An 18367-nucleotide genomic window follows, 5' to 3' on the forward strand; every position below is an offset into this window, starting at 1 on the left:
AGTATAATGGATAAATAGTTTAGACTTACAAAGATAAGAGGGATTATTCATGAAATCATATATGACTCAGCGGTTGGACGAATACCGTGACGGAAATGAGGATAAAGGGCGGCTCTTGGTCAGCTGCCCCGATCAGCCGGGTATCGTCTCTGCAGTTTCCGCGTTTTTATTTGAACACGGTGCCAATATTATAGAATCAAATCAATATACGACAGACCCTGAAGGCGGCCGGTTCTTCCTGAGAATCGAATTCGACTGCGCAGGCATTCGTGAAAAAAAATCATCACTTCAGGCAGCGTTTGCCTCTGTTGCGGAAAAATTCGACATGACATGGAGCTTAACTTTGGCGAGCGAACTGAAGCGTGTCGCCATTTTCGTTTCAAAGGAGCTCCACTGCCTGCATGAGCTGATTTGGGAATGGCAAACCGGCAACCTGATGGCGGAGATCGCTGTTGTCATCAGTAACCATGAGGAAGCGAGAGAGCTGGTTGAGCGCCTGAACATTCCATTCCACTATATGAAAGCGAACAAAGACATCAGAGCGGAAGTCGAAAAGAAGCAGCTTGAACTGCTGGAGCAGTACGATGTTGATGTCATCGTTCTCGCACGCTATATGCAGATTCTAACTCCTGATTTTGTTTCGGCTCATCCGAATCGCATCATCAATATCCACCATTCATTCCTGCCAGCTTTTATCGGTGCGAATCCGTACAAACGGGCCTACGAGCGCGGCGTGAAACTGATCGGTGCGACATCTCATTATGTGACAAACGATCTTGATGAAGGGCCGATCATTGAACAGGATATTGAGCGTGTGGACCACCGCGATAATGCGGAAGCGCTGAAAAACATCGGAAGAACAATTGAGCGCAGCGTGCTTGCCCGTGCTGTGAAATGGCATTTGGAAGACCGTGTCATCGTTCATGAAAATAAAACAATCGTCTTTAACTAGACTGCAAGAGGCCCGCGCAATGCGGGCTATTTTTGGTAACAAAAAACCTTGACAAGTGTCTTTTTTCTTTGCATAATATAAAAAAATCATTGAGCGTTGAAGAGGATTAGTAAGCAGACCTTTCTGTGACAGAGAGCAAAATGAATCGCTGAAACATTTTGCCGCATGAAACCTGCCGAACCTGCCTTGGAGTCCTAGGGGGAAAACCTAGGCGCATAACCTGGCGTTACAGGAGAGCGGAGCGTGCACAAGCGCGTTCAATCAAGGTGGTACCACGGAAACCCATTTCGTCCTTATGAATCAGGATGAAATGGGTTTTTTTATTGTAGAAGAGCCGCGGAGGAGAATAAATGAAAAAACAAAGAATAGTAGTGAAAATAGGAAGCAGTTCGCTCACGAATAGCAAAGGAAGCATTGATGAGGCAAAAATCAGAGAGCATGTTCAGGCGATTTCCGTGTTAAAAAAAGCGGGGCATGAAATGATTCTGATTACCTCGGGTGCCGTAGCGGCGGGGTTTTCCAGCCTCGGTTATCCGTCCCGTCCCGTTACCATCAAAGGAAAACAGGCGGCGGCCGCGGTCGGACAAACACTGTTAATGCAGCAATATATGAATCAATTTAAACAATACTCATTAACTCCGGGACAAATCCTTTTAACGAGAAATGATTTTTCGAAAAGAGAACGGTACCGAAACGCGTATGCTACGATAATGGAATTATTGGAACGCGGCGTCATTCCGATTATCAACGAGAACGATTCTACATCTGTTGAAGAATTGACATTCGGAGATAATGATATGCTTTCTGCGTTAGTCAGCGGATTGATTCACGCGGACCAGCTCATGATTCTCACCGACATTAACGGACTGTATGATGCCAATCCAAATGAAAATCCTGAGGCGAAACGATTTGATTATTTGCCGGAGATCACGCCTGAATTGCTTGGATATGCAGGTTCAGCTGGATCAAAGGTCGGCACCGGCGGAATGAAATCAAAGCTGTTAGCCGCACAAACCGCGCTGTCTCTGGGAGTGAAAGTATTCATTGGAACAGGCAGCGGAGAGCAAAAACTTGCGGACATTTTGGACGGCAGGGGAGACGGCACTTATATCGGAGACAAAGAACTATCTTCGGTTAACAACACAAGGCAGTGGATTCAGTTCCACTCGCCGATATCGGGAGAAATTATCATTGATGCGGGTGCCGAGGAGGCGATGATCCATAATGGAAGCAGCCTTTTGCCCGCTGGCGTTGTGGGTGTGAACGGAAGCTTTCCGAAAGGGGCGGTTGTGGAAGTCAGGGGACCGGGCGGCGTGATCGGCAAAGGCCAAACTCATTACTCCTCCGAGGAGATTATGGAGGCTAAAGGCAAACGCAGTGACGAACTTGATTTTGAGAAAACGTTTGAGGTTATTCATAGGAATGACTGGGTCAATGTAAAAGACTAGGAGGCGGAAAAATGAGTGAAGTTTCTGTAAAAGCGAAGCTGGCGAAAGAAGCAGCAGCCGAAATGATCATGAAAACAACAGCCGAGAAGGATGAGGCGCTCAGCCTCATTGCAAACGGACTCCGCAAAGAATTGGATTTTCTCTTGGCGGAGAATGCAAAAGACATTGTGAACGGAAAAGAGAATGGTTTAACACCGGACATCATTGACCGTCTCACATTGGATGAGAAACGGATACGCGATATCGCGGACGCGGTGGAGCTCTTAATCGACTTAGCGGACCCAATCGGCGACTCTCTTGAAACGATTGAAAAAGAAAACGGCCTGTTTATTGAAAAAATCCGTGTGCCGCTTGGTGTCGTAGGAATGATTTATGAGGCGAGGCCAAACGTCACAGTTGATGCGGCTACCCTTTGCCTGAAGACAGGGAACGCGGTTGTGCTGCGGGGAAGCTCCTCAGCCATCCACAGCAACAAAGCGCTCGTCAGTGTCATTCACAGAGCACTTGAGCAATCAGCGCTTCCGATTCACGCTGTGCAGCTGATTGAGGATACGAGCAGAGAGACAGCAAAAGAGCTCTTTACGTTAAATGATGGCTTAGACGTATTAATTCCGCGCGGAGGCAAGAAACTGATTGATCTCGTTGTGAGAGAATCAACAGTTCCTGTATTAGAAACGGGAGCAGGAAACTGCCACATATTCATTGACGAAACAGCCAAACCTCAAATGGCAGAAAAGGTTGTCGTAAATGCCAAAACTCAGCGCCCTTCTGTATGCAACGCGATTGAATCATTGCTGATTCACAAGGCTTGGGCAAGACAGCACGGGAAAGAATTGCTGGACCAGCTGGAAAACGCGGGAGTTGAAATTCGGGGTGATGAATTGGTATGTGAACTTCATCCTTCAAGCAAACAAGCATCAAAAGAAGATTGGGAAACCGAATTCTTAGCGCCTGTCCTCAGCGTAAAAACGGTTGAAAACGTCCAAGAAGCTGTGAAGCATATCCAACAATACGGCACCAATCATTCTGAAGCGATTTTAACTGAAAATGACAAAAACGCAGCATATTTTCAAACGGCTGTCGATGCTGCCGCTGTCTATCATAACGCGTCAACCCGCTTTACCGACGGCTTTGAATTCGGCTACGGAGCCGAAATCGGCATCAGCACGCAAAAGCTTCATGCAAGAGGACCGATGGGGCTTCCTGCACTGACTTCTACAAAATACATCATTAAAGGAACTGGGCAAATCCGTGAATAGCGGGGCAATGTTCAATGAAAAAGCTTATCTCATTACGAGATAAGCTTTTTTATACGTGAAAAATTGACACACCAAATTTAATTGTGTACAATTTAATTGTATAAAATATATTGGGGGAATGAAAAATGAGTCAGCCATTATTTACAGCAACTGTTTCAGCGGTAGGAGGAAGAGAAGGAAAGGTCATTTCATCAGACCGCGTTCTTGAGCTTGATGTCGCAATGCCGGGGACACCAAGAGCAAAGAAATTAGAAAAAGCGACAAATCCAGAGCAGCTGTTTGCAGCAGGTTATGCAGCTTGCTTTGACAGCGCCCTGCAGCTTGTCGCAAGAACAGAACGGGTAAAAGTAGAGACAGAGGTTACAGCGAATGTAAGTCTGTTAAAGGATGAAGCGGACCAGGGCTACAAGCTTGGTGTGACGCTGCAAGTAAAAGGAGAAGGAGTCAGTGCATCAGAATTGGAGGCGCTTGTGAAAAAAGCGCACGGCGTCTGCCCGTATTCAAAAGCAACCTCCGGAAATATTGATGTGACACTTGAAGTTGCTGAATAAATAAAAAGAGGATGCCTGTACAAGGCATCCTCAATTTTTTTGATGAAGTGTTTCCAGCAATGTATATAGAGCGGATTTTAACTGTTTGAGATCCTCCCCAGACTGCTTTGAGAGCCCCAGAATTGTCTCTGGAATGTCAACCGCTTTATCCTTTAATAACGCTCCGTCCTCTGTCAGGCTGATCAACACGGACCGCTCATCCTCTTCTGATCTTTTTCTCGTAATCAAACCCTGTTGTTCCATTCGTTTAAGCATAGGAGTGAGCGTTCCTGAATCTAAATACAGCTGTTCGCCCATTTTTTTGACAGTAAGCGTTTCGTGTTCCCATAACAAAAGCAAAGCCAAATATTGGGGGTATGTTATATTCAGCTTATCAAGCAGAGGCTTGTATTGCTTTATCATTTCCCGCGAACTCGCATATAGCAAAAAACAAAGCTGATTCTCCAATTTCATATGATCAAATTTATTTTCCATTTTGTTCACCAACTCTTTTTGTCATTCGATTCTATTGTATCTGAAAAACTTCACTTTTCCTATTCTCGGCAAACATAGCATGTTTAAAAAGATTAGAAAGGGAAATATAACAACTAGATACAAATAAGGAGGTTGGGAAATATGGCACTATTTACAGCAAAAGTAACCGCGCGAGGCGGACGGGCAGGACATATTACATCAGATGACGGTGTTCTTGATTTTGATATTGTCATGCCAAATGCCAAAAAAGAAGGACAAACCGGCACAAATCCGGAACAGCTCTTTGCGGCAGGGTATGCTGCATGCTTCGGCGGCGCGCTCGAACACGTAGCCAAAGAGCAGAATATCGAAATTGATTCGGAGATTGAAGGGCAGGTCAGCCTCATGAAGGATGAGAGCGACGGCGGGTTTAAAATCGGTGTCACACTAGTTGTGAACACGAAAGATTTAGATCGGGAAAAAGCACATGAGCTTGTCAACGCCGCTCATGAATTCTGTCCTTACTCAAAGGCAACCAGAGGAAATGTTGATGTAAAACTAGAATTAAAATAATGACCGGCATCCTGAGTGTTCTCAGGATGTTTTTTGGTGTCGGAGCATGCGGGGCGGGCACAGATTTATGATAAAACGTCAGAGAAGCGTTTGAAGCATGCCTTTAAACCAAAAGTTACAGATGAAGCGGGTGGCTGGCACGGTGTCTGCCGTGCTGAATTGCGCGTATATGCTGTTTTGTATTTGCACAGGGCATAGCGGCTACTTGGAGAAATAACAAGGACCAGGCCGCGCATGCCTGATCCTTTTAATATTCTTTCTTATTGGCGAAGTTCCGCCATGCTTGAAACGGGGATAAATGCTCTGTTAGTGTCACTTGATAAAAGGGGATCGTTCTTTCTTCAGCAGGTTTATCAATTTCTTTATAAATGAATGAATCATCAAACCCGGCTTCGGCAGCGTCTGTGTGCTCAGCTGCATAGAAAACGGCTTTAGGCCGGGCCCAGTAGATGGCGCCCAAGCACATTGGGCATGGTTCACAGCTCGTATACAAAATGCAGTCATCAAGCTGGTATGCTCCTAGCACCTTACAGGCTTTCCGAATAGCTGTGACTTCCGCGTGGGCAGTCGGATCATTGCTTGTTGTGACGTTGTTCTGTCCCTCTGCAATAATGGCTCCGTCTTTCACGATAACGGCTCCAAAAGGCCCGCCGATTCCTGCATTCACTCCTTCACATGCGAGAGTGACAGCCCGTTTTAAGAACGTTTCATGATTCATCCCAATCCCTCCTGTCAATAGAGTGTTATTAGTATAGCCGAAAAGAATGCAAAGAACATTCTTAAAAAAGTGCAAAATAAACAAAGTAATTGGGGGATTTGCTAAAATAAGAAACTGATTGTGGCTGTATTATAGAAAAAAACCATCTGCCAAATGCAGATGGTTTTTTAAAAATTATACTAGCTGTGTCTGCTTTGCTCTTGCCTGTTTTGCGGCTTCAACCATGTTTTTCAATGCTGCAACCGTTTCTTCCTGCTGTCTTGTTTTCAATCCGCAGTCCGGATTTACCCAGAAGCGGTCAGTCGGACAGACGGCAAGCGCATCAACGATAATATTGTACATTTCTTCAGTTGACGGCACACGAGGGCTGTGAATGTCATATACACCAAGGCCAAGCCCTTTCAAATACGGGTGGTTTTTTAAGTAATCTAAAAATCCTCCGTGGCTTCTGCTATGTTCGATTGTAATCACATCGGCATCAAGATCATTGATTGTATCAACGATATCTTCGAAGTTGCTGTAGCACATATGTGTATGAATTTGTGTCTCGTTTTTCACGGAAGAAGTGGTTAATCTGAAAGCTTCTGCCGCCCAAGTCAAATACTCATCCCAATCGCGGGTTTTCAATGGAAGGCCTTCACGCAGCGCTGGTTCATCGACTTGAATGATTTGAATGCCTGCGTCTTCAAGCGCTTTAACTTCTTTGCGAAGGGCAAGCCCGATTTGGAAGGCGATTTCTTTCCTCGAGATGTCGTTTCGAGGGAAAGACCAGTTTAAGATTGTAACCGGGCCCGTCAGCATTCCTTTCACATGCTTGGAAGTCAATGACTGTGCGTAGACTGTGTCTTTCACTGTCATCGGTTCAATAAATTCAACATCTCCGTAAATGACTGGCGGGCGGACACAGCGTGAGCCGTATGATTGAACCCAGGCATATTTAGTGAAGGCGAAACCGGCCAGCTTTTCACCGAAGTATTCGACCATGTCTGTCCGTTCAAATTCGCCGTGAACAAGGACATCAAGCTCCAATTCTTCCTGAATATCAATCCATCTTTTTGTTTCCGCATTGATAAAGTTTTGATACTGTTCATCGGACCACTCAGCTTTCCGCCATTTTTGGCGTGCGCTCCGCACTTCAGCAGACTGCGGGAAGCTGCCGATCGTTGTCGTCGGCAAAAGCGGAAGGCCGAGAGATTCATTTTGCAGGGCTAAACGTTCTTCAAACGGAATCGGGCGCTTGAAATCTTTATCAGTTAATTGCTCAAGCTCTTTCTTTTGTTCAGAATTGGCGCCTGTTGCAAACTGCTTAAGCGCCTGGATATCAGCCTTAGCCTGCTGAATCTCTTCGCTGATCGCCGCTTTTCCTGATACTAAGCCTTCTTTCAAAGCTGTCAGCTCGGCCAGCTTTTCTTTTGCGTAGGATAATCCGTTCAATAGGTCTTTTTCCAAATGCTCATCAGGGTGTTTCGCTACTGGAACATGCAGCAGGCTGCTGGAAGGCTGAATCCACAGTTCATCAACTTTTGCAATGCTGAGAATATCAAGAACGGCATCGAGACGCTCTTCAAGGTCCGCTTTCCAAATGTTGCGTCCGTCGATAACGCCGGCTGCCAGCACTTTGTCTGTCGGAAAGCCATGTGTTTTAAGCTGTTCCAGGTTTCTGCCTTTGTCGTGAACGAAATCAAGGCCAATTCCCTGAACCGGGTAAGAGATCAGCTCTTCATAAGCATCAACAGAATCAAAATACGTCTGCAAAAGCACATTCAAGGATGAAAGCTCACTTGTAATGCTTTCAAATAATTCTTTTGCACCGCGGACATCTTCACTAGAGGCGGTAACGAGCGCCGGCTCATCGATTTGAACCCATTTTACGCCTTCTTCTTCAAGCTCTTTCAAAAGCTGTACATATAATGGCACAAGGCGTTTTTGGATCGCTTTTGCTTCAGACGGTTCATAGCCTTTAGCAAGCGTAACGAACGTATAAGGGCCGACAATCACAGGCTTTGTTTCCACACCGTATTCCTGTTTGATCCGGCGATAATCTTCGAGTTGTTTGTTTCTTGTCAGACGGAACTCAATGCTCTCGTCATATTCCGGAACGATGTAATGGTAATTTGTATTAAACCATTTTGTCATTTCACTAGATACGGCGTCTTTGATTCCGCGGGCGATAGCGAAGTATGTATCGGTAGCATCAGTCAAATGTCTGAAACGTTTCGGGATCCAGTTGAAGCTGACTGCTGTGTCGAGTACATGGTCATACTGTGTGAAATCAGAAACAGGCACAACATCAATCTGCTGGTCAATTTGTGTTTTTACTGCGGATAAAAATAGTTCGTCGATTTGCTTCAAAAACGTATCTTTATCAGTACTGCCTTTCCAATACGCTTCAAGTGCTTTTTTCCATTCCCGGTTCAGTCCGATTCTCGGAAATCCTAAATTCGATGTTTTGATGGTTGTCATTGTTTCTCCTCCTTTATATGTAAAACACTCTCGTTAACCCGCGGATACAGGCTCCTAAGAGGTTTTCTCACAACAAAAAGCCTCTTTCCCATGAGAGAAAGAGGCTTTTCTACGTAAAACACTGCCTCTCTCATCTCTCAGATTCAATCTGATGGAATTAGCACCGTGCCTTATGAGACATCAGTCTCGGCGCGAAAAGCAGTGCGCCCCATTTCACAATGGTATTACGGTCGGTTGCTGTTGGGGTCAAAAGGCCAATCCCTCGCCCAACTCTCGATAAGAGAAAATGTTATTAATTTTTTGAAAAGTTGAATCATTTGTTGGTAATCTTAACAGTAATTCAAATTCATTGTCAACATAGAATTTGAAATTTTTATTTATATGATGTGGTGTATATTATATAAGAAAAATAATCTTATAGGGTCAACAAATGTGATTGCTCTGCTTTTTCTGCGAGCTCATCAGGAGCTGTTAAATACAGGAATCCATTGCCTGCCAGCGTTTTTGCAATTTCAAGAGGAAGTGTCCTGCGGATTAGCTGTGCGAAAACTTCAGATTCAGAAAGCTTTCTTTGAAATGATTCTTCTTCATAGCTTTTGATTAAAGCAAGCGCTCCGCTGACATGAGGGGCAGCCATTGAAGTGCCGGTCAGCTTACCGTACTTCTTGTTGGGAAGGGTGGATAAGATATTTTCTCCTGGTGCCACAAGGTCAATCTCTTTATTTGCGTTAGAAAATTCTGATAATTCTCGTGCTACTGAAACAGATCCAACTGCAATGACCTCGTTATAAGCTGCGGGGTAGGAAAGCTCTTCTGTGCGTTCGTCGCCGTCACCCTCATTTCCCGCTGCACAAACGACAAGCACTCCGTTTTTCACTGCGTTTTTCACTGCTTCTTCCAGCTCTGGCACATCGCTTGGCCCTCCAAGGGACATTGAGATGATGTCGACTTTCTGTTCCACCGCGTAGTTGATGCCGTTGATTATCCATTCGTATTGTCCGCTGCCGTTCTCGCCGCCAAGAACTTTCACAATCAATAGGCTTGCCTCAGGCGCGACTCCGGCAATGCCTCCGTTTGAATCATTAGCTGCAATCGTTCCGGCGACGTGTGTGCCGTGTCCGTTGTAGTCGGAAATCGCATCTTCCTTGCCGCCGTCGTCATCCGTGAAGTTCTTTCCGCCGATGATTTGATTTTTTAAATCAGGGTGGTTTGTGTCACAGCCCGTGTCTAATACAGCAACTTTAATATTTTTGCCTTTTACCCCTTTTGCCCACATTTCTGGCGCCTTAATCACTTTAATGCCCTCAGGAAGCTCGTTTACATCCATGATCTTCTCATTCGTCACATACGGGATCAAGCGGATTTCACCATTCATAAAAAAGCCCTCCTTTTTTATGCTTTCAAGTGGATTCAAGGGTGTTGCCTTATATTATATGAAAAAAGCAAGCGCTCGGACAGAGCCATTTGAAGCATTTTGAAAAAATAGGATACACACCAAAGAATTAGTAATCTTCAAAATATTGGATGGCTTCGGCGTGTATGACTGGGATTCAACTGTAAGTCAAGTTATAATAGTGTTGGGGAAAGGAGCAGTGTCATGAAACTGAATGAAAAATTATATGCATTTTTTTCAGAGCATGTGGAACAAATGGCCGAGGAATGGATTGAAACGATGGAGGAAAGTGATCCGAATTCGCTTTACGCCCTACATAATGCAACAGTAACGGAAGAATTGAAAGAGCAGGACAGAGAATTTTACCGGCATCTGAATTACATGTATGTTTTACCGGAAAAACAATTTCTCGAAGAGTTTCAAGAGTGGGTCATTGAGCTGACCAACGATCAAAAACATCTCGACACACCGGTTCAGTATGTCATTCGGGAGTTTATGAGAAACAGGAGATTATATACGAAGTATTTTGAGAAGTTCGCAGAAGAAAATGAATCAGCGTTTGAACCGGGAGAGAAGCAAAAATGGGCAGATTTGATTGTAAAAGTATTTGATTTCACCATTTATACATTCGTTGATCACGCTGAAATGAATGCCAAGCAGCAATTAAACGCCCAAAGAGAAATGATATTGGAATTAAGCTCACCTGTCATTACCCTGAGCAAATCAACAGCTCTGCTGCCGCTTGTCGGTGACATTGATACCGAACGGGCGAAGTTTATTCTGGAAAACACGCTTCAAGCTTGTGCGAAAAGACGTGTGGAGCATCTGTTAATCGATCTGTCAGGTGTTGTTGTGGTGGATACGATGGTGGCGCACCAGATCTTTAAATTGATTGAGGCGCTTAATCTGATCGGTGTCCGGTCAACCCTGTCAGGAATCAGGCCTGAAATTGCGCAAACTGCTGTACAGCTGGGGATTGACTTTTCGAATATTACCATTAAAACCAACCTTGCCCAAGCATTAAACTATCATCAATAAAAAAATCCGCTATCTGTGATAGCGGATTTTTTATGATGCGAAACATAAAGATACGAGAAAGGATCCCGCGAATAATATGAGGACGAGGCAAAAGAACACCCAGTCGCGCCGGTTCACGCTCAATGTCCTGTAGTATGTCCGGTTTCTGCTTCCTGTAAATCCTTTCGATTCCATCGCAAGCGCTGTCCGTTCCGCTTTTCTGATGGCGCTTGCCAATAGCGGTATGGTATATCGTTTTAACGCACTGATTTTATTCATGATGCCGCTCTCCGCCGCTCCTCCTCTGATTTTATGAGCCTGCTGAATCAGCTGGACCTCATCCTTTAACAGCGGAAGAAAGCGAAAGCCTGCAATAACACCGTACGCGAGCTTTGGTGAGAGCCTGCACTGCTGGACAAGGCTCAGCATAAATAAAATCGGATCGGTTGTAAAAACAAACATCATCGATAAGGCGGAAAAGCATAAAATACGAAACCCGAGAGAGATGCCGACAGACACATTATCGCTGTTAATTGAGATAGGGCCTGCTTGAAACAAAAAATTATCCGGTGTTGTCGGCACTTTTCCAAAAACTGCGGCTGTCCACACGCATCCGAATGCTAAAATCAAAAACGGAATCGTAAACAACAACCATTTTTTCAATGGGATTCCGGCCGCCAGTAAAACGCCCGCAACGATGATGATATAAAAACATGCCGGAGTGTAAGGGTTGTAAATAAACGACAGCATGACGACACAACAAAAAACCGCCGCCGCTTTCACAGTCGGATTAATGAGATGTAACGGCTGCTTCATCACGCACCTCCTCTTGAAATGCCATCCATTCATATAGAAGGGGAAGGGTGAGCTTTGCTTTTTGGACAAGTCCTGTTTCTTGAGAAAACAACTGCGCTGGAGATCCGTCAAAGGCCAGGCCCGTATCGTGAAGCACAAGCACGCTGTCAGCATACGAAGAGACTAGCTCCATATCGTGTGTAATCATAAGGACAGCGGTTCCCTCTGCCTTGATACGCTGAATCATTTCCATGCATTCAGCCGCCGTGCGGGCATCCTGGCCAAAGGTTGGTTCGTCTAATAATAAAACCTTTACGTCATGCATGAGCATAGTAGCTACGCTCAGTCGCCGTTTTTGCCCTTGGCTGATCGCAAACGGATGATGATCAGCCAAATGCGCAAGACCAAAACGCTGCAGCAGGTGTTGCGCTTTTTTCTCAGTTTCAGCATTTGCTTTCTGGCCGAACAGAAGCTCATCATACACCGTATCGGTGACGAATTGATGCTCAGGGTTTTGAAAAACAAATCCCATCCGTTTACGCAATTCTTTTTCTTTATATTTCTGCAGCGGCTGGTCATAAAGAAGGATTTTGCCGCTTTGCGGTTTCATGAGACGGGCCAGAACTGATAAGAGCGTCGATTTTCCAGTGCCGTTCGGACCGACAAGCGCCGTTAAAGAGCCTCCGCGCAACGAAAAGCTGATGTCTTTGAAAATCGTCTGCTGTCCTCTCGCGAACGAAAGGCTGCTGACTTCAAGCACACTCTCCCCAGAAGGAGCTTCCTTCTTTTTGGCATGCCCGGCGGGAATAGGCTCTTTGAACAGCATTTCTTTTGATAAAGTAAACGGCATACTCAGCTTTTCCTGCAGATGACAGACCTTTGGAATGGCGATGCCCAATTTCTTTAGTGTCTCCGCTTCGTGTTGAAATAGATTTTTCGTCAGGCCATCCAGCGCTTTTTTGCCTGATTTGTCAAGCGCGATCGTTCTCTCAATCCAAGCCGCCCATTCATCAAGCTGGTGCTCAATGACGAGGAGGCTGAAACCTTTTTCCCGCTGAAGATCCTTCATCAGATGAACGAACTCCCGCGCTGAGAAAGGGTCTAAAAGAGAGGTCGGCTCATCTAAAATAATAAGCTCAGGCTCCATCGCCAAAATACAGGCGAGAGCCACTTTCTGCTTTTGTCCTCCTGAAAGGGTTGAGATCGTTTTTTCTTTTAAATGGGTAATGCGTAATTTTTCTAATACGGCGTTGATTTTCTCTGTCATTTCTTCTTTTGGAATTTGCAGATTTTCCAGCCCGAACGCTATTTCGTCCTCCACCGTCAGCATGCAGAACTGCTGATCAGGATCCTGAAAAACGACCCCGGCATGCTGAGCAATCGTTTCGGAGGTTTCAGCATCTGTGACCGGCTTTTGAAATAGAAAGACATGTCCGGACTGAATGCCGTCGCAAGCCTCCGGATATAGACCTTTTAAACAAAGGGCGAGCGAGCTTTTACCGCATCCGCTCGGTCCTAATAATAAAACACATTCTCCTTTTTGAAGCTCAAACGAAATGTCTTGAAAAACCGGTTTCTCGTCTTCTTCATAAGAGAAGCTGAGCTGCTCAACCGTCAGAAGCTCATCAAAGGCTTGCATGTTCTGACGCCCGCTTCCGTTTCTTTTTCAGTTCCTTTCCGAGTGCCATTCCGTTTAACACACCTGTATAAGCGAGAGAGTCGCTGACAGCTTTTCCGAGAAGCCCTGCCAAAAGCGCGCCGGAAATGAGACGGATCACAAGCATAATGAGCAGATAACCTGGTGAATAGGCTGCATAGCCAGAAACAAAGAGATCATAGATAAAGCTGGCTACTGAAGACCCCATACCGGCCAGCATAAGGACAGGGAGAGAGTATGCTTTCCAGCGTGTTGCAAGAAATACAGCCTCAGCCCCGAGCCCTTGAACAATGCCAATGACGATGACCATCGGGCCAGACGGATTTCCCAGCAGGCACTCAACGAGAGCGGCAATGATTTCAGAAACGAGCGCCGCACCCGGTTTTCGAATCATGTACGCGGCGATCACAGAAACGATAAACCAAATGCCGTAAATCGGTTCATAGGCGATTGGTCCAAACATACCTGCAAGCACGTTTCCGAAATGTGTAAATAATAAATAAACAACGGCAAATACGATACTGATAACGGACATGATGACAATTTCTTTTACTTTCCAGCTTTTCATGTTATCCCTGCTTTCTGTTTTTTCTTGATAGACTGTTAGCCGAAAGATTCACAGTCATGGTGATGTGGTTTGTTTGCTGCTCAGCCATGCGGAAAACGGCCTCCAATGTGCTGAATACGTCATGCGCATCCCCGTCAAGCTCGCTCGCGTAATGGACACCCTGTACGAAAGTGCCTTGGGCTTTTGCAATGTCGACAGCCTCCATAATCAATCCCATATAATCCGGCTCGTTCATTGGATAAAGGGCAAATTGGCACGGCGCTTCCGCCTTCAAGCCTCGGACAGCATCTTCATTGACACGCTTATCACCTTTGGAAAGATATGTATCCCCCTGTGTGTCACCCGGGCATCCAATGGAAAACGTGCCGTTCATGACGATGTGTTGTTCGCTGTTCGCTGCATAAAGGTAAATGGCTTTTGCAGCATCGAATACATGATCAATTGATCCGCGTAAAACCGTGCTGATATGGTCGGTTTTCGTCCATACATTGGATGTATCTGTTTTTTTCAGCGCAGACTTGATCACACTGATAAAATCATCCGTCATCGGATATAAAGAGAAGCGAAAACCGGCGATTCTGCTTGTACCGCAAATATGCTCCATTTCTCCGACCTCCTGTTTTTTTGGTAAAATAAAAAACTGCATATCCTAAGGGAATATGCAGTCATAGATCGATTAAGCGCACAAAAAAATACACCATTCGGTCAACCTGCACTTCCCCACGCTGGTATTATCCAGATCGGGTCATAAGGGATCAAAGCGCGTTTCTTCCGCGCTTTATCTCAGCCAAAACAGCACCCCTAGTGCTTTCCGTATACAATTTTTTATTTTGACATCATAATAGATGATAAGAATCATTTTGTAAACAACGAAATCATTTTTTTCATAAAGGGACGGGAGAGGATGATCAAATTTGGAAAAAGGACACATATTAATTGTGGAAGATGAAGAAAAAATTGCCAGGGTTCTTCAGCTTGAATTGGAATATGAAGGATACAGTGTCACCATCAAACACAATGGCACAGAAGGTCTGGATGCGGCAGCGAAAGGCGGGCATTCCTTGGTGCTTCTTGATGTCATGCTGCCGGGACTTAGCGGACTGGAAGTGCTGCGCCGCTTGAGAAAAACGGATCAACAGACACCGGTCATATTATTAACGGCGCGAGACAGTATTCCTGATAAGGTAACAGGTCTGGACATCGGTGCGAATGACTATGTCACCAAGCCGTTTGAAATCGAGGAATTGCTTGCGAGAATCAGGGCGGCGCTGCGGCAAAATGGAACAAAAACGGAAGATATCGGCACCTTTCTTACATATGACGATTTGCGGGTGAACGAAAAAACCCGTGAAGTGAGACGCGGAGACAAAGAGGTGGAATTAACGCCGCGGGAATTTGATCTACTCGTCTATATGCTAAAGCATCCGCAGCAAGTGCTGACACGGGAGCAAATTCTAAGCTCGGTATGGGGATTTGATTATATCGGTGATACAAATGTCGTGGACGTCTACATAAGATACATCAGAAAAAAACTGGACTATCCTTACGAAAAACAGCTGATCCATACGATTCGCGGGGTCGGCTATGCCATTAAGGGGTAAACGATGAAGCTGAAGACCAAGATTCATTTATACACATCAATATCACTGTTGATTTTATTAATTTTGGTGCATACCGCAGTATATCTCATTTTTTCGTCTGCGCTGACATCAAAGGATGCATCCCGGCTTGCTGATGAGACAGATAACATTGCTGAAGCGCTGCGTGCCGCTGAAACAGAAGGAGTGGCTTTGCAGGATATGCTGCAGGCCTATCTTCCGGCAAATGGCATGGTGCGTGTAGTGAATGGTGATCAAAAAGCCGTTATGACGATCACAAAAGAAAAAGCCTATAAAGGTTTTCCTCTCTCTTTTCATAGCGGAGAAACGGCAGATGTGAGGAAACATGACGGCAAGCTGTTTGCCGAGGCTGCTGTTCCGGTGATTTGGACCGATGGACAAGTGGTGTCTCTTCAGCTGGTTGAAAGGCTTGAGAACACAGAAGAGAGTCTGTTTCTGTTGAAAATCATCTTAATCGCTGCAAGTGCTGCTGTCTGCATTGCTTCTTTTTTTGCAGGCAGCTTGCTAGCCCGCCGAATCATCAATCCGATCAGACGATTAATGATCACAATGAAAGACATACAGCGAGACAAAGAATTTAAAACGATTTCTTTAGAAGGACAGTCCAACGATGAATTGTATCAAATGGGGCTGACATTTAATGAAATGGCAATGATGCTGAAGGAGCACTATGATAAACAGCAGCAATTTGTTCAAGATGCTTCACACGAATTGAAAACGCCGCTCACCATTATAGAAAGCTACAGCAGCCTGATGAAGCGGTGGGGGGCAAAAAAGCCGGAGGTGCTTGAGGAGTCGATAGAAGCCATTCACTCAGAAGCGGTGCATATGAAAAAACTGACCAATCAGCTTTTGGCGCTGGCCAAAAGTCATCAAGAGCTTGAGCTTGATCTGAAAACAATCGATCTGATTGAAGCGGCGCGCGCGGTTATGCAAACGCTCCAGTCCGTTTATCAGCGTGACATATTGCTTGAAACAGATAAAGAGAGCCTGCTTGTAAAGGCTGATGAAGAACGCATCAAGCAGCTGTTGACCATTTTGCTTGATAATGCAATAAAGTATAGTGAAAAGCCTATTGAGATGTCAGCCGGAACGAGGAATGGACGGCCATTTTTATCAGTGAGGGATGAAGGCATCGGAATACCTGAGGAGCATATCCCGCATTTGTTCGAACGGTTCTACCGGGCAGATGAAGCACGAAACAGAAAAACAGGCGGAACGGGTTTAGGCCTTTCCATTGCCAAGCAAATCGCCGATGAGCATGGCATTGAGCTGTCTGTCAAAAGCAAGCCGGGACAAGGAACAGCTGTCACCATGCAATTCAGCGAACAGAATGGGGGAGGCCGATGACTAAAACAATAAAAACAGTATCTTTTGCTGCAGCAGCCATTTTAGTTGTCATCATCTGTACGTTTCTCATCATTCGGCAAACCCATGAGAACGTATTGCCAAAGGAGACTGTCGTAAAAAAAGTCGAATCCTCTTATGAAGGCAAGGTCACGAAAGCAACACAATCAAAGGATAAAAAAACATATGATATAACGCTTGAAAATCAAAAGGGAACTTACTTTGTAAAAGCAGACGCAATATCGGCTGACATTCTTTCAATGAATAGAGTAAAAGCAGTGAATCCATCTGCCATGACAGAAAAAGAAGCCAAGCATCTCGCGCTTGAGCAGGTGCCGGGAACGGTCAAAAAACAAACACGACAAAGTCGAGTTGCCACTTATACCATACAAAAAGAAGATGGGAAAACATACGAAGTGAAGGTAGACATGCAGGCAAAAACAGTCTTGTCTGCCGATCAAATCAGCAGCAAAGATCAACAAAAAACGCCGATTACGAAAAAAGAAGCAAAAACAATTGCTGAGCGAGAAACGGGAGGAACAGCGGATGACGCAGATCTCGAAGAAAGTGAGGGCACTCTCATCTTTGAAGTGGACGTTGATCTTCCTGATAATAAGGAAGCGACAGTGAAAATCAATGCCTACACAGGAAAGGTAGCTAACATTGTGTATGAAGACTGACGGTTTCTCATCAAATTCTCATCTTGTTCTCGTTTTCCTTTCATGTTGAGTGTGTAAACTGTACTCATACAAAACAAAGGAGGACTCACAAATGCTCAAGAAAAAATGGATGGTCGGTCTTTTAGCAGGGTGCCTAGCGGCCGGAGGGTTCAGCTACAACGCGTTTGCTAAAGAAAACAATGAAAACAGACAGGCTTCTTCTAAGACGGATGCACTCACTGAACAAGAAGCAGAAGCAATTGCTAAAACAGTTGTTGACGGCACAGTAGAAGACATTGACAGAGACCTTTACAACGGTAAAGAAGTCTATGAAGTGGAGATTGAAAAAGAAGGTGAAGACTACGACGTTTATGTAGATATTCATACAAAACAAGCGCTTAATGACCCGTTAAAGGAGAAAGCAGAACAAGTCACCATAACCAAAGAAGAAGCTGAAGAAATTGCTTTAAAGCAAACAGGTGGAACCGTAACAGAAAGTAAGCTTGACGAAGATGACGGTGCTTACATCTATGAAATGGAAATCCAAACGAAACAAGGAACTGAGACAGAATTTGAAATTTCCGCAAAAGATGGACGCATTATCAAACAGGAGATAGATGACTAATCAAAACCCCCGCTGCAGCGGGGGTTTTTCATGATAAGAAACCTTCTTTTGGACAATCTAAGTAGAAAAGGAGGCGAAACGCATGGAAAAGAAAGAGGAGCAATACATCAATCAGGCTGAATATGTCCCTCATCCGACGAAGGAAGGAGAGTATGCCTTATTTCTTCATGAAACGTATCATTTGCTTTCTGAAGATGACGAGACACAAACAACAGAATAAGGGCTTAGGCCCTTGTTTTGTTCCGTAATTGTGATGTAAGCGCATTTATT

At 45.0% G+C, this 18367-nt stretch carries 19 protein-coding genes, 1 pseudogene, 2 riboswitches and 1 other annotated feature; of the genes and pseudogenes, 12 read left to right on the forward strand and 8 right to left on the reverse strand.

The features are described from left to right. The first annotated feature begins 49 nt into the window (after positions 1-49). From purU to bslm_RS06930, 4 genes are all read left to right on the forward strand, one after another. On the forward strand, positions 50-952 hold the full coding sequence (gene purU, locus bslm_RS06915; protein ID WP_003245802.1) for a formyltetrahydrofolate deformylase: 903 nt from the start codon (positions 50-52) through the stop codon (positions 950-952). An 87-nt stretch (positions 953-1039) separates the two neighbouring features. Further along, positions 1040-1250: a binding site (T-box leader), on the forward strand. Between the two features lie 52 nt (positions 1251-1302). Next, positions 1303-2400 carry a glutamate 5-kinase gene (gene proB, locus bslm_RS06920; protein ID WP_014479591.1) on the forward strand — a complete coding sequence of 366 codons (1098 nt, stop codon included), beginning with the start codon at positions 1303-1305 and terminating at the stop codon, positions 2398-2400. 11 nt (positions 2401-2411) lie between these two features. Then, the gene (gene proA, locus bslm_RS06925; protein WP_014479592.1) at positions 2412-3659 is read left to right on the forward strand and encodes a glutamate-5-semialdehyde dehydrogenase; all 1248 of its coding nucleotides are present in this window, start codon (positions 2412-2414) and stop codon (positions 3657-3659) included. A 125-nt stretch (positions 3660-3784) separates the two neighbouring features. Then, positions 3785-4210: an organic hydroperoxide resistance protein gene (locus tag bslm_RS06930; protein ID WP_003232574.1), complete on the forward strand. Its 426-nt coding sequence runs from the start codon at positions 3785-3787 to the stop codon at positions 4208-4210. Positions 4211-4240: 30 nt separating this feature from the next. Here bslm_RS06930 and ohrR read toward each other — a convergent pair whose 3' ends face one another. Next, positions 4241-4684 carry an organic hydroperoxide resistance transcriptional regulator OhrR gene (gene ohrR, locus bslm_RS06935; RefSeq protein WP_014479593.1) on the reverse strand — a complete coding sequence of 148 codons (444 nt, stop codon included), beginning with the start codon at positions 4682-4684 and terminating at the stop codon, positions 4241-4243. Between the two features lie 141 nt (positions 4685-4825). Between ohrR and bslm_RS06940 the strand changes: the two genes are divergently transcribed. Both bslm_RS06940 and bslm_RS20585 read left to right on the forward strand, forming a co-directional pair. Next, complete coding sequence (locus bslm_RS06940; protein ID WP_014479594.1) at positions 4826-5236, forward strand: organic hydroperoxide resistance protein OhrB; 411 nt, start codon at positions 4826-4828, stop codon at positions 5234-5236. A gap of 26 nt (positions 5237-5262) precedes the next feature. Continuing rightward, positions 5263-5434, forward strand: a pseudogene (locus bslm_RS20585) (hypothetical protein). A gap of 49 nt (positions 5435-5483) precedes the next feature. On the opposite strand, the gene guaD reads toward bslm_RS20585, so the two are convergent. The 3 genes from guaD to isp form a co-directional block, all read right to left on the reverse strand. Beyond that, positions 5484-5954, reverse strand: a complete 471-nt coding sequence (gene guaD, locus bslm_RS06945) for a guanine deaminase (protein WP_003245084.1) — start codon at positions 5952-5954, stop codon at positions 5484-5486. Between the two features lie 174 nt (positions 5955-6128). Beyond that, complete coding sequence (gene metE / locus bslm_RS06950) at positions 6129-8417, reverse strand: 5-methyltetrahydropteroyltriglutamate--homocysteine S-methyltransferase (RefSeq protein ID WP_046380967.1); 2289 nt, start codon at positions 8415-8417, stop codon at positions 6129-6131. A gap of 127 nt (positions 8418-8544) precedes the next feature. Further along, positions 8545-8700: riboswitch (SAM riboswitch) on the reverse strand. A 132-nt stretch (positions 8701-8832) separates the two neighbouring features. Then, entirely contained in the window at positions 8833-9792 is a 960-nt protein-coding gene (isp, locus tag bslm_RS06955; protein ID WP_046380968.1) for a serine protease Isp, read from the reverse strand. 222 nt (positions 9793-10014) lie between these two features. Between isp and rsbRB the strand changes: the two genes are divergently transcribed. After that, the gene (gene rsbRB, locus bslm_RS06960) at positions 10015-10848 is read left to right on the forward strand and encodes an RsbT co-antagonist RsbRB (RefSeq protein ID WP_003232560.1); all 834 of its coding nucleotides are present in this window, start codon (positions 10015-10017) and stop codon (positions 10846-10848) included. Between the two features lie 30 nt (positions 10849-10878). Here the strand turns inward: rsbRB and thiX are convergent, their stop codons facing one another. The 4 genes from thiX to thiU are packed head-to-tail and all read right to left on the reverse strand — an operon-like array spanning position 10879 to position 14451. Next, entirely contained in the window at positions 10879-11643 is a 765-nt protein-coding gene (gene thiX / locus bslm_RS06965; protein WP_019712472.1) for an HMP/thiamine ABC transporter permease ThiX, read from the reverse strand. Next, entirely contained in the window at positions 11618-13261 is a 1644-nt protein-coding gene (locus bslm_RS06970) for an ABC transporter ATP-binding protein (RefSeq protein ID WP_019712473.1), read from the reverse strand. Before bslm_RS06970 ends, thiX begins: the two co-directional genes overlap by 26 nt. Beyond that, on the reverse strand, positions 13248-13847 hold the full coding sequence (locus bslm_RS06975) for an ECF transporter S component (RefSeq protein WP_003232554.1): 600 nt from the start codon (positions 13845-13847) through the stop codon (positions 13248-13250). The genes bslm_RS06970 and bslm_RS06975 overlap by 14 nt, the downstream gene beginning before the upstream one ends. Before the next feature lies 1 nt (position 13848). Next, positions 13849-14451 carry an HMP/thiamine ABC transporter substrate-binding protein ThiU gene (gene thiU, locus bslm_RS06980; RefSeq protein WP_046380969.1) on the reverse strand — a complete coding sequence of 201 codons (603 nt, stop codon included), beginning with the start codon at positions 14449-14451 and terminating at the stop codon, positions 13849-13851. Between the two features lie 96 nt (positions 14452-14547). Beyond that, positions 14548-14660: riboswitch (TPP riboswitch) on the reverse strand. 101 nt (positions 14661-14761) lie between these two features. On the opposite strand from thiU, the gene ykoG reads away from it, so the two are divergent. From ykoG to bslm_RS20590, 5 genes are all read left to right on the forward strand, one after another. Continuing rightward, a complete protein-coding gene (ykoG, locus tag bslm_RS06985) occupies positions 14762-15448 on the forward strand; it encodes a two-component system response regulator YkoG (protein WP_046380970.1) in 687 nt (228 codons plus the stop codon). Between the two features lie 3 nt (positions 15449-15451). Next, positions 15452-16816, forward strand: coding sequence for a two-component system sensor histidine kinase YkoH (gene ykoH / locus bslm_RS06990; RefSeq protein ID WP_046380971.1), 1365 nt, complete (start codon positions 15452-15454; stop codon positions 16814-16816). Beyond that, positions 16813-17493, forward strand: a complete 681-nt coding sequence (locus tag bslm_RS06995; RefSeq protein WP_046380972.1) for a PepSY domain-containing protein — start codon at positions 16813-16815, stop codon at positions 17491-17493. Before ykoH ends, bslm_RS06995 begins: the two co-directional genes overlap by 4 nt. Positions 17494-17584: 91 nt before the next feature. Continuing rightward, entirely contained in the window at positions 17585-18097 is a 513-nt protein-coding gene (locus bslm_RS07000; protein WP_032721406.1) for a PepSY domain-containing protein, read from the forward strand. A gap of 82 nt (positions 18098-18179) precedes the next feature. Further along, positions 18180-18317: a transcriptional regulator SplA domain-containing protein gene (locus bslm_RS20590; RefSeq protein WP_003218541.1), complete on the forward strand. Its 138-nt coding sequence runs from the start codon at positions 18180-18182 to the stop codon at positions 18315-18317. Positions 18318-18367 lie beyond the last annotated feature (50 nt).

The organism is Bacillus sp. LM 4-2, assembly GCF_000978495.1.
Lineage (GTDB): Bacteria > Bacillota > Bacilli > Bacillales > Bacillaceae > Bacillus > Bacillus subtilis.